The sequence below is a fragment of the Xenorhabdus khoisanae genome (genome assembly GCF_001037465.1).
Classification (GTDB): domain Bacteria; phylum Pseudomonadota; class Gammaproteobacteria; order Enterobacterales; family Enterobacteriaceae; genus Xenorhabdus; species Xenorhabdus khoisanae.
Genome location: NZ_LFCV01000031.1, coordinates 1 through 12,536, shown reverse-complemented (window position 1 = coordinate 12,536; position 12,536 = coordinate 1). Strand labels below are relative to the sequence as shown.

9 protein-coding genes and 1 pseudogene are annotated in these 12,536 nt (G+C 43.1%); 4 read left to right on the top strand and 6 right to left on the bottom strand.

The genetic code is table 11. The features are described 5' to 3' along the window. Nucleotides 1-3: 3 nt before the first annotated feature. Nucleotides 4-660 (bottom strand): helix-turn-helix transcriptional regulator, encoded by a 657-nt coding sequence (locus AB204_RS05910; protein WP_047962457.1) that lies wholly within the window; start codon nt 658-660, stop codon nt 4-6. Between the two features lie 94 nt (nt 661-754). Here AB204_RS05910 and AB204_RS05905 point away from each other — a divergent pair, with 94 nt between their 5' ends. Together AB204_RS05905 and AB204_RS05900 are read left to right on the top strand one after the other, a co-directional pair. Beyond that, nucleotides 755-2,167, top strand: a complete 1,413-nt coding sequence (locus tag AB204_RS05905) for an MFS transporter (RefSeq protein WP_047962456.1) — start codon at nt 755-757, stop codon at nt 2,165-2,167. Between the two features lie 115 nt (nt 2,168-2,282). Continuing rightward, complete coding sequence (locus AB204_RS05900; RefSeq protein WP_047962455.1) at nt 2,283-3,311, top strand: TPM domain-containing protein; 1,029 nt, start codon at nt 2,283-2,285, stop codon at nt 3,309-3,311. A 226-nt stretch (nt 3,312-3,537) separates the two neighbouring features. Here the strand turns inward: AB204_RS05900 and cml are convergent, their stop codons facing one another. Then, on the bottom strand, nt 3,538-4,752 hold the full coding sequence (cml, locus tag AB204_RS05895; protein ID WP_047962454.1) for a CmlA/FloR family chloramphenicol efflux MFS transporter: 1,215 nt from the start codon (nt 4,750-4,752) through the stop codon (nt 3,538-3,540). Nucleotides 4,753-5,319: 567 nt separating this feature from the next. Here cml and AB204_RS05890 point away from each other — a divergent pair. Then, nucleotides 5,320-7,239, top strand: coding sequence for an MrcB family domain-containing protein (locus AB204_RS05890; RefSeq protein WP_047962453.1), 1,920 nt, complete (start codon nt 5,320-5,322; stop codon nt 7,237-7,239). A 27-nt stretch (nt 7,240-7,266) separates the two neighbouring features. Beyond that, entirely contained in the window at nt 7,267-9,798 is a 2,532-nt protein-coding gene (locus AB204_RS05885; protein WP_047962452.1) for a DUF2357 domain-containing protein, read from the top strand. Between the two features lie 340 nt (nt 9,799-10,138). On the opposite strand, the gene AB204_RS05875 is transcribed toward AB204_RS05885, so the two are convergent. From AB204_RS05875 to AB204_RS05865, 4 genes and pseudogenes are all read right to left on the bottom strand, one after another. Further along, a complete protein-coding gene (locus AB204_RS05875) occupies nt 10,139-10,360 on the bottom strand; it encodes a type II toxin-antitoxin system Phd/YefM family antitoxin (protein ID WP_047962450.1) in 222 nt (73 codons plus the stop codon). Nucleotides 10,361-11,020: 660 nt separating this feature from the next. Then, nucleotides 11,021-11,104 (bottom strand): annotated as a pseudogene (locus AB204_RS23150) (recombinase); the annotation flags it as partial. Between the two features lie 478 nt (nt 11,105-11,582). Further along, the gene (locus AB204_RS05870; protein WP_047962449.1) at nt 11,583-11,918 is read right to left on the bottom strand and encodes an NIPSNAP family containing protein; all 336 of its coding nucleotides are present in this window, start codon (nt 11,916-11,918) and stop codon (nt 11,583-11,585) included. 317 nt (nt 11,919-12,235) lie between these two features. Further along, the gene (locus AB204_RS05865) at nt 12,236-12,520 is read right to left on the bottom strand and encodes a helix-turn-helix domain-containing protein (protein ID WP_047962475.1); all 285 of its coding nucleotides are present in this window, start codon (nt 12,518-12,520) and stop codon (nt 12,236-12,238) included. Nucleotides 12,521-12,536 lie beyond the last annotated feature (16 nt).

Sequence of the window (12,536 nt, the reverse complement as noted above, 5' to 3'; positions counted from 1 at the left end):
AGATTAGGCCAATGGGGTGATAAGGTAGGTGCAGCGCCGGTCGCCGCTGAGAATATATTCGGTTCTTTCCACGTTGGCTTGCAGAATTTCCCGGAATAGCCTCAGTTCTGCCCGACAAAATCCCTGACATGTTTTGGCAGCCGTACAGATGGGGCAATGATTTTCAAAAAACAGAATAGCGCCATTCGCTTCGACAGAATAATGAGCCATATAACCTTCTTGGCAGCGTATGGCTACCAGCCGCTCAACTTTTTCCTGTAACCCTGCTGCATTTTCCATTGCCTTTTTATAGTTGGAAAAAGCCTCTTTTTCGCGGGCACTGATCACTAAATCAATCACTGTTTCGCCCAATTGATTGCAGATAATCGTAATCAAATGAGTGGTAAGCTCTGCATGGGTATCGGGAAATCGGGCATGGCCTTTCTCAGTAAGATGCCAAAGTTGAACAGGACGCCCAACTCCCCTTGCCTCGGATCTTGCTTCAACCAATCCTTCTTTAGCCATTTTCACAAATTGTTGACGGGCGGCTTCTCCCGTTGTTCCCAATATCTTGCCGGCATCAGAGGCTTGTAAGGCACCTCGAGTTTTAAGAAGCATTAATAACTTCTCACTCACAGTTTGCCCCTCAATTATTTTATTTTCCAAGTCTGAGCTTGACATATTGTTGGTCCCGACATTAATTTATTCCAAGATTTATCTTGTTTAATTTAACGTAAGATTTTTCACAACTCAACCTGTGTTCAGGATAACAATCATGATAATGACTGAGGAAAGCCGCTGGAGGGATCTGTTTTCCAGCAAAAATGCGCCTAGTGCCATGGCACTTTCACTGGGTGTGGGGTTAATGGCAATCAACACCTTAATCGCGATTACTATTTTGCCTTCTGTCGTCAACGATATTGGCGGATTGAACCTTTATGCCTGGAATACGACATTATTTGTTGTGGCATCAATTATTGGTTCTATTCTCTCTGCGAGATTACTCAGTGCATCAGGCGCAAGAAATGCTTATTTGGTTGCGGGCTTGGTTTTTTTCATCGGCAGTTTATTCTGCACTTTAGCACCCACAATGGAAATCATGCTGGTTGGAAGAACCATTCAGGGATTGGGGGGTGGGTTTTTATTTGCACTTTCCTACTTGATGGTTAATCTGGTGTTTGAACAATCACTCTGGCCCCGGGCTATGGCATTGATTTCAGGGGTGTGGGGCGTAGCAACCTTAATCGGGCCGGCTGTTGGTGGCATTTTCGCTGAAATGAACGCGTGGCGTTATGCGTTTGGCATTATGTTACCCATTACTTTACTGTATGCCTTGTTCACTTATCAGATTTTGCCCAAAAAACGGGTACAGGATACAACCAAAACTGCATTGCCGATTGTGCAGCTTATTCTGTTATCCGCCTCCGTACTCGCTGTTTCCTCAGGAAGTTTGTCACAAGATATGCGTATCAATATTATCGGCATAGTGACGGCGGTGATATTGGTATCTTTATTGATTGTCCATGAACGCAGAACTTCAGCGAGATTATTTCCCGAAAATGCGTTGAGTTTGCGCTCTCCTCACTTGATGTTATTCGCCACCATATCACTCTTGGTGATAGGTTTGGCGGGTGATGTTTTCGTTCCCTATTTTTTGCAGGTTCTGCATGGGCAATCTCCTTTGGTGTCTGGTTATATGGTTGCGACCGCAGCATTGGGTTGGACGCTAGGGGAAATGCTCAGCGCCAGCTGGCAGGGTGCGAGAATGCGCTTTTCGATTGTGAGTGGTCCTATCTTCATGTTGATTGGTATGTTGCTGTTGCTTGTGATGTTGCCCTATCAATCAGCCGGTGAGTGGAAAGTAATATTACCGATCATTTTGGGATTGGGGTTGTTTGGTTTTGGCGTCGGTTTTGGTTGGCCTCATCTTTTAACCCGTATTTTGCAAGTTTCCAGTGATGCTGATAAAAACATTGCGGGTTCATCCATTACTACCGTTCAGCTATTTGCCTCCGCATTCGGTTCCGCACTGGCAGGGATGGTCACCAATATATTTGGGTTTTATCAGCCCGGTGGTGTGGAGGGCGCTGCTGCTGCTTCCTATTGGTTATTTCTGCTCTTCTCTATCGCTCCCGTATTGGCATTATTGACCGCGTATAAATCAGCAAGAATTAAAGTCGGGGAATAAATTTATTATCAACGGCATTATCGAAAAAATAATGCCGTTTTTTTCATGATGTGCAATGGAGGATATTCATATAATAGTGATGATTGATTCCATAAATAAGAGCTAAGGATATTTGATGTTAGTTATTTCCCCTATGCCGAAGGATGGTTGTCGTACCCGAATGATAGAGCCGAAACGCAGTTATTCATTGATAATGAAACAATTTTTTATACTGTTTTTATTGCTCATCGGGATGGGCAACGTATCAGCCAGAGAGATAAAACAAGAAACAACAACTGTTGATATTCCTGCATTAAGCAAGCGTGTGACAGATATATCTAAAGTTCTAACGAAAGAAGAGCGTCAGGGCCTGACCCGCCAACTGAAAAAACTGCAATCGGAAGAAAAAGTACAGATGGCAGTCCTGATTATCCCGACGACGGGAAGTGATACTGTTGAGGAGTTTACTTCCCGTGTATTTGATAAATGGAAGTTAGGCAGTAAAGAACGCAATGATGGCATCTTGTTTGTGATCGCTTCTGATGACCATAAAATGCGTATTGCAGTTGGCTCGGGTTTAGATCGTAAATTATCCGATGGCAAGGTTACACTCATTTTGTTGCAGGATGTGAAACCGGCTTTCAAAGAAGATGATTATTATCAGGGGATTAGCAAGGCAATTGATTCAATTGGTACATGGCTGAAAAAATCCGAACAAGCGGAAGCACAGAAAGAAACGGCGAAGATTGTTCAGGCTTTTGAAGAAGGCGATGGCGCATTCAACAAGATATCCGGTAAAGACATCTTTATGCTACTGGGTTTTTGGTTGGTGAGTATAATCTTACTGCCACTAAAAGTTTTTCGCACAGGGCATTGGTTTAAGCGTTTTCTCAAGAGTGCCCTGACTATCGCTGTAGGAACCTATGTACTGAACTTTATTGGGTTACTTTCTACCATTCCGGCAGAGTTTTATCTGCTTATTATCCTGTTACCCGTGATTCTGGTATTTTTTCTGATCTCGTCCGTGGTGTCATTATTGAAAAGCCTATTCGGCAGCCTTTTTGGTGGCTTGTTTGGTGGCTGTAGTTCTGATCGTAACGATGATGATAATTTTTCCGGCGGTGGCGGCGGAAGTCGCGGTGGTGGAGCTTCAGGCGATTGGTAATTGTTTTTTAATATCAATAAATTCATTGTTATTAATAATAATGAAATTGAATTATTTTGTATTTTTGGAATATAACTGATTACCAAGAATTAAATATTGCGGGCGGATTAATAAAAATACCAAGTGGAAATTACAGATAGTCTATTTTAGAATAATCCGCGACACGAATCTTCAGAAAGAAATAATTCGTGTCGCGGTTTTTCAGATATGGCCCCAAACAATAGCGTTAGTCATGCTCTTCACTGCTAATATGGTGTCTGTCGGGATTAAAGCAGGACAGACAAATCACAACTATTGCCAGGATCAGGCAATAAGCGATAATCGGCCAGGTAGTAGCGCTGGATAAAAATGTAATAGTGAGCGTTCCAATCCCTCCTAACAGTAAGCCTCCTAAGCAGAAGTAGACTGCTGTAACCGTTCCTGCTATATGATCGAAACCTTGAAGTGCACCATTAGGTGCCACAGAAACCGCAATAGAGATACCAACACCGACAAGCCACATTGGGGCAATGAAGCCCAATACCGAATTAGGTATGAGTGTTTCTCCGACAGCCAGCAATAGTGCTCCTGCCATCAGGCAGTACATTCCCGCCCGTAACGTATTTAGGATTCCCCATCGGGTAATCAAACTTCCCACACTTCGCGCAGTCACCATCATTGCGATAGCCACAGTTGCAAATAGCAAGCTGAAAGTAATTTGTGATAATCCTTGTCGGCTCATCATTACCCAAGGGGCCGTTGAAAGAAAGACGAAGAAGCTACCCATCCCTGCGCTGTGGCAGAGCGTGTACAGCCAGAAATGCAGGTGTCTTACAGGAAGAAGTAGCTGCGACCACTGTAAGCTTGCCATCCGTTGCCGCCGGGTTTCTGGACAGAATTTCCAGGCTGCAATAACAGCAACTGCCATTGCACATCCTAATAAACCAAAGATTGCGCGCCACCCCAGCCAAGTGTCAATCAGCGCTCCGAGCAAAGGACCTACTGCCGGAACTATAGCAAGCATAGAACCGAGCAAGCCATAGATGACGTTGATTTCTTTACGGCCCGAATAGATGTCGCGTACAGCCGCAAACATGGCTACGAGACATGCCGAAGCCCCGCAGGCTTGAATAATGCGGAAGCCCAAAAAAACTTCTGGTGATGAAGTCATGGCGAGACCGAATGAAGCCGCAATGTAAGCAATCCCACCGCTGAGTAAAACAGGACGGCGACCGAGCCGATCTGACAGTGGGCCAAATAGAAGCTGACCAGCTCCTAACAGAATCAGGTATACAGTCAATGTTAGCTGGATCGTCCCTGTTCCGGCATTAAGTACATCGGCCATGAGAGGAACGACGGGTAGATACATATCCATACCCAGTGATGCCAGTAAATCGAATGGTGATAACAATAATATTGTGGCGGTAAGAGAATATTGCCAGGAAAAATCTTTTGAGTGCACGGATCCATCTCCTAAAGTTAAGGAATTGGCGGCGTGCTCATAGAATTGAGAGGTTCTTGAGGACGCCGCAACAACCGAAAAAAACTATGGTTGCTGCGGCTTATCTCTCTGCTCTGTGCTCGTTGAGAATACTCATATGTAGGTTATCCTGTAGTGAATTCGTACCGTAAACATCTCCATGCTGAGATGCAAGGCGCCTTAAATTACGGATGGTACTTTATAGATAATTGTTCATTTTTTCTAACTATTATTGTTTGGTTGGTGACAGAAACAGCATTTATTGGCTGATCTGTGAGCTTTGGCATTGTGCATTTCCAATATAAAACAGAGTGCTTACCTACTGGATAGCTAAACTGCTAGTGTACTTTGCATGTGCGGCTTAGTGTCGGAATCGTACAAGTTTACTTGGCTCAATACTACCAGAGCATTGCCTGTGTATAATGTATCGCGGCCATTGAAAAGCATGAGCTTGGCTGGAATCGTAGAATTCAGTATAGCGACGGCAATAGAAGTAAATTTGTTAGCCTCGAGTACAGCAAATTTTTAGTCTTGGTTTAAGGGATTAGGATGAGCCTGAAAGAAAAAATAGAAAAATTCATAAGTGGGTGGGTTCAAGCTACCCAAGAACAGTTTACAGGTCATCCAACAGCGAATCTGTTCAGACAAGGTTTGAAAGAGGAAATAGAGGGATTAGTTAAAGATTTTGAGCCGTCTTTTGAAGTGAAAGCCAGCGTTGGCGCAGGCAATTGGGCTAATGTTCCTTGGCTTTCAATTCTCAGCCCGAAAATCACAACAACGACACAGGATGGGATTTATCCTGTGTATTTATTTAAAGCAGACGGTTCAGGTTGTTATCTATCTTTAAACCAAGGAACAACAATTCCGACAAGATATTTAAAAAAAAAAGGTGCGGAAGAAAGATCCCAAAAGATTAAAAGAGTCTTACTCGAACAACTTCCTGAATTGGAGAAATGGGGAATTCAAGAAATTGACTTAAATGCGAACACTGTGCTTGGTAAGTCATACGAAAAGCCCAACATATCTGCGAAATATTATGAGGCAAATAATATTCCAGATGACCTAATTCTGAAGCAAGATCTGTTAGAACTACTGGCATATTACAAACAAATTGAATTTATTGATATTAAGAAAGAGCTAGGTGAAGCAAAGCCATATCCTTCGCCCAAGGAGATGAAAAAAATGACACATGTAGCTTCAATGTCTCTCTCAAAACCCTTCCTTCTTCTAGCTGGTATTTCTGGTTCGGGTAAAACCCGCTTTGTTCGAGAGCAAGCCCAAGCAACAGGTAACCTTAATGATACTTATTGTTTAATTTCAGTCCGCCCAGATTGGCATGAACCGAGCGATTTGTTGGGTTACGTTTCTCGTTTAGGTTCTCAGCCACGTTATATTGCGACCGATGTATTGCGGTTTATCGTTAGAGCTTGGAAAGAAATTATCGAATTGATTACATTTGATACTACAGGGGTGCCGTACGACTGGTGTGGAAGATCATTGGAATACATCCGGCCATATTGGTTGTGTCTTGATGAAATGAATTTAGCTCCAGTAGAGCAGTACTTTTCGGATTATCTTTCTATCCTTGAAACTAGAAGTTGGAATAATCCTAAAAAACTACAGGAGACTGGACTTGATTATGTTTATGAGTGTGAGCCTCTGATCAAAGGCGAGATATTTCAGGCTATTGAAAGTGAGGCCAAGGGTGGGAAAGAAAACTCAATTGAGCAGCTTGCAGCAGATTTAGATTTAGATTTATCCAATGATTTAGAGCGTGATATTTGGCAATACTTCTTACATCACGGTATAGCAATTCCGTTTAACCTCATCGTTGCTGGAACGGTGAATATGGATGAAACCACTCATGGCTTCTCCCGCAAGGTGATCGACCGTGCCCTGAGTTTTGATTTTGGTGAATTCTTCCCTAACGATTTTGATCACTTCTTTACCCCGAATACTCAAAATAAAACCCTGAGTTATCCGATTTTGTCCCACGCACGGCTTGAGGATTTGCCTGCCATAGACAGTAATGGCAAAAAAAGTATTGGTTTTTTAAAGGCTGTGAACCAGGTGTTGGATAACACGCCATTTAAGTTGGCCTATCGAGCGCTGAACGAGTTACTGTTGGCGGTGGTCAGCCAAAATCCGCAAGACGATATTGAATTAAAAGCAGCCTGGGATGACTTTTTAATGTGTAAGGTATTGCCGCGTATTGAAGGTGATTGCGATAAGCTGGTGATCAATAGCACAGACCAATCACTACTTAAACAATTAGAACAGCTATTAGCCACGGAGTTTGCTGAGTTCTGGAATGAGCTAGGTGATTCCCCAACTGCACGTCCTGATCTGTACCGAGAATATAAAGAGGGTGGTGATCAGGTGATACGCGTTGCCTGTCGCAGCAAAGAAAAGCTCGATTGGATGCAAAAGCGCTTAGAAAATTCTGGTTTCACCAGTTTCTGGCCTTAATGCCATACTCATGAAGGAGGCTCGGGAATGCCAGAATTACTCCGTGTGCAAACCGCTCAGTTTGAATTTTCGATTTGGTGTAACGACATTGCCAAACGTCAGCAGGTTTATCAGGCAACTCTGTTAAAGCGTGCATCAAAACAGACGCAAGCTGAGCAGAGGCAAGCGATTGACGAGCAAAATAGACTGCCCATTATCCGTTTCTCCCCTCCTTTATTGATAACCGAGGTATCCATTACCGAAGTTAGCACAAAGGGGGGACATGCTGCACTGACAGCAGAACTTGTACTGGATGAATCGCTCTTTTTTGAAAATGTGCAGTACCAGTTTGAGTGGGTGTTTTTTGAACCTGTTGAAGAGGCTCGGTTGACGCACAGAAGCCGCTTAGTCAATGAGGGATTTCGCTTTGTCAAAGCGCACCGCTCAATACTTGCTCGTTTAACAGGCACCATCAATACAGGTAATAATGTTGGTTGGATGCGCCTGCCACTTGAGTATGTGGTAACAGGGCAAACCATTAAAAGCCACGTTTCTTTTGAAGTGCTCCCGACCAAAATGGATTTACATCGGGATTTACCTGCCATGTATCAGTCCATTGACGAAGAATTTCCACTTTGGCGTTTTAGTTTGGTGGAGAAAACCGAGCAGGATACCGCTAGAAGTCAACAGCGTGGGCATTTCCCACTGCTGTGGTTAGCCAATTTTGGTCATCTGCGAAAACGCTTTGAACAAGGACTCAAAGTGATCACTCAGGCTCCGCATAGCCGTTTGCAGCCGCATGTGTCTTATACCAAGGCGGAACGTTTGAAAGGCCGGTTGCCACACCAGCTCGGTACAAAAGTGAAAGAAGATTTTGCCAATGGCCATTATGACAAACGCTATCGAGTTGAGAAGAAGCAACTGAGTGTAGACACTCCGGAAAACCGCTTTATCAAAATGGTAGTTTCTACTTGTAAAAAGCGTCTGGCTGGATTTGAAAATAAACTCAGGCAAAGCAACCAAGCGCCAGATAAGCAGCGCTTATCTGATGCATTCTTGGACGAACTGCACAACTGGCAGCAGCCGTTGCAGAAAATCCTCGGACAGAGTTTCCTCAAGGATGTGGGCTGTTATGCAGGGCTTAGTCGTGAATCCCTAGTCTTGCAGCAAAAAACGGGTTACAGCGCCGTTTACAGAGTTTGGCAAGAATTAAAGTTTTACTTGGATGTGTTTGCCAATCAGTCCAGTGTGTCAATGAAGTCGGTAGCGGAAATCTACGAGGTTTGGTGCTTTCTTCAGTTTAAGACCATCTTTGAGAAGGAGTTGGGCTTTAAGCTACAAAAAAATCGCAAGGCAAAACTCAATGAGGATCCCTATTGGGGCCACAAACTCATAAATGCCGACAAAGGGGCTTTTGAGTTTAATCGAAACGATGGTATTCGCGTGAACCTGTATCATGAAAGAGCATTTGCACGAACTACTACTGAGATTCGCACTTTTTTGCTGACTCATAAACCCGATATTGTTTTAGAAATTGTCTTTCCGAATGACAAGAAGATCGTTTTGTTGTTCGATGCAAAATACCGTTTAAATCCAATCAAGACAGACCACAATAACTCATATTTAGGTAACCCAACGAGTAGAGAGCTTGAGCAATGGGAAACGAGTGCTTCTGAAGACCAAAATAAGCTTCCTTATCGAATAGAGGATGGTGTCCCCGATGATGCGATCAACCAAATGCACCGTTATCGCGATGCGTTGATCCGTATCACGCAAGATAGCCAATCATTAAGCCAACATAAAAGCCGCCCTGTGTTTGGTGCTTTTGCGTTGTACCCTGGCTATTTTGATCAAGAAGACACTGAAAACCCTTACCGCAATGCCATTACCGAAATAGGTATCGGAGCTTTTGCGTTGCTACCTAGGGCGACAGAAGAAGGTTGCTCAAGTTGCCATTCAAGTAACAATGGAAACTTTTGGTTATTAGACTTTTTGCGCAAGCAAGTGGGGGAGAATCAAACCCAAGAAGCACTCTACAACATCAACGCATTGGAAGAGCGACTTTACGTGCAAGAAGCTGCTCGTATTCCTTACTACGGCATGAAGCAAGTACTGTATCCAGATTTGACGATGACGGTTGCGCTGGCAGGCCAAAAGGGGCGTGACTCTGCATATATTTCTGCTTTTGAGAACGGCACTGCCAATTGGTATCACCTGCCGCAGAAGACTTTTTTAACCAAATACAAGTTGCATGTCGCCAGTGAAATCCGCTACTTAGCGTTGGCTGTAACGTCTGAAAAAAACTCTGGTAGCAAGCAAATCGATAAACTCTGGCCAGTGAAAAAAGTGGTACAGGTACCAAGACATGCTATCACGGGAGAGCAAGCGGGCAAGGTATCTGTTTCTGACGAGCCGTATTATTTGTTCGAGTTAGGTAAGCCGTTAATGCTGAAAGACAGGGTTACTCGTGTACCTCATCGGCCAATCAAAAACTCAATGAAACTCACTACTCTAACTCGTCTGGAAAAGGTGCAGCAGTTTGGTGAGTTGGACACGGTATACGGAGAAGCATTAGCGTGAGGGAAAGTAAAATTGTTGATCACTCAAAGATCATCAACAGATTACATTTGGGTGGTGCTTTAGTTTGTGGAGTGTGGAGCTCTGGCTTGATCTCACTGCGAAGCCGTTTTCGGTGACTTTTCTATATACCTGTGGTGTTGAATTTGCTCATTATTGATTGGCTGAGGCTCAAACCCTAGACAGTAGATTACTGCCACCAAACGATGAAATGAGAGCCATGGTTCTGGGCCAATCAGGCCAATGTGAGTGATTGCCCCTGCTGGTGGAACGATTAGAATCGGCTGCAGCTTCCCTGATTGTGGGTAAAGCTGATATTCCACCTCCTGCGCACTGACCCATATCATCGGTTTGTCAGTGCCTCTACCGTATGCCCATGACGCTGCATAATAGAATCAAACTCTGCATCCAATTTGGCATTCTGGTATGCCTCGAATTCTGCCTTACTGATAACGACAGCTGAGCTACCATCTCGACGAGTAATTTCAACAGGTTCGCCGTGGGTAGCAGCATCTAACACTTCTGAAATATTGGCTCGTGCTTGGGTTGATGTATATGTACGCATAATATGTCTCCAAATATGTACATATTAATTGTGCATATTTTGGCTGCTTAATCAACAATCGAGATCTCGGTACGGATTACCTTTAAGTGCGACTTTTTACATCCTCATATAACGCAACCAATCGCACTCTAAGCTACGCAGATATGATTTTGTGTCTGATGGGTTCATTTTGATCACGCCACCACATCACACCCACGCCACTTAATCCCCACGAAATAAACGTAAACCCCACGTAAAACGGACTACACCGCACCCGCCTGCACGTTTTGGATCAAAAAGTTTTTTCAGTTTTAAAATTCTACAAACCAAATCGCCAGACCGCGCCAGTACTGGCTGTGTGAGAAAAATCTCAAACTGAAATAAGTGAAAAGAATTTCAATAAATTTCAGTTTATTATCCAGTCCCACTCTGGGGAATGGATTGTATTTTTTTGAAATAAAATGACTTTTATATTTTACGTGAGATTTTTACTTGGGAGGAAACCCAACATAAAAACTAAAAAGTCAGTGTTTATGCGGGGTAGGAGGAAATGTAAACTGAAATTGTGTGAAAAATTTATTTGCACTATTTAGAATGCTGAACAGGGATTTACATCAATGAGCTGACGCCTAATACCATAATCAAATATGCGTCTAATCCACCGTAGAACATCTGTTGCTATAGCCCGTTACCGTCCGCTTTTCCTTCGAACCTTTCACCGGATTTTATCCATGCCCTGATCTCTTTGTCAGTAAGTTTCGGTATTGTGCAATCTCCAATGTAAAAAAATGACCGTGTACCACTAAATGGTTTTTTTAATCACTGGTGGTACATCTAAGTGGTACACGCTAATACACGCGCTGCTGTGATTCACTCTGTAATGCCCTGATAGTAAAAAAGCCAGACATAACAATGTATATCTGGCTTTATGATTTTCTCTGAAATGCTAAGAAATGTTATTCAATATTGAATCTATTCATTGAGTATCAGGCTTAAACCCGCATGAGTGCTGGATTTTTGTTATTCGGTATTTTCTAGGGGTACACCCTTGTGTACCCATCTGAACAAGGTCAATACACCAAACATCCCAACCTAACGACTGACGACGAATTTCGTCGGAACCAGTTAAAGAGGAAATTAACTAATAGTTCAGCCTATCTATGTGAATAGGCTACCCAATAGTTTTGGGCTGGCTGAACTCTGCTTGTAATTTAGGATAGGTAAAGAGAACTGTCTTCTGGCCCTAATCAATTCGTAAGGCATTGATAGCAGACATCGGCATCTCGATAACCGTTTTAACACTCTTACTAATTTTCTCAATAATCCCTGCTCTGGGGCCATTGATCCAAGCATCACTTTTATAAAATCTGGCCTGTATAGCCTCCAGTTCGTCCATATCTTCAAATGCACGGATAAGATAATAATAATCTGAGTCATGCTGCGAGTTGCCGAAACTCACCACATCAATTCCCTGTGAACGATGTAATGGAACGCTGACGTTTACCATAATTTCATGAAACTGACTGCCGGTTCCTTTTTTTAATTCGTACTGGAGTATTTCGATGATCTTGTTGTTCATGTATTTACCTTACGCATTGTTATTCTTAAAGAAGTTGCAAATTTTAATTTTTTTTTAAGATTATGAACTATGTTTATCTTTGATATGCAATACACATTGCAATACACAGGTGTATGAATTCAGTTTGTGGCTATCGACGGTTTTTGTCATTAGTGGATAGAGTGGATAGGTTGGTATGCTTAACGTTCTGCGCTAGTGAAAGATTGCGATGGGTTTCGTCGAGGGCTATTAAAGTGACAGAGGATATTATTGCTAGTGAGAAGATACCCCGCTGCGGCTATCTTCCCGGTGTTGTTCAAATGAAAGACTGATTATTTTTATGATTTATCCCGAACTTTACGCTCAATAAGCTGACCACGCTGATCAAAATAGCGACTAGGCCAGATTTCAGAGGGATGTATTTCGAGATAGTTAGCAATAATCCATTCGCCTTTAGGCCACGGACGGCTAAGCGTATTTGCCAGTGTAGATGAACTCAATCCCGCCTCACGAGAAACAGCCGCTAAGGTTGTACCGCGCTTACGCAATGCTGCGATAATGTCAGCTTGATGCCAGTCATAATGAGATGGTCGCCCCCTACCTTGTGAACGATACTCTAACAGGGTATTTTTTTCTGGA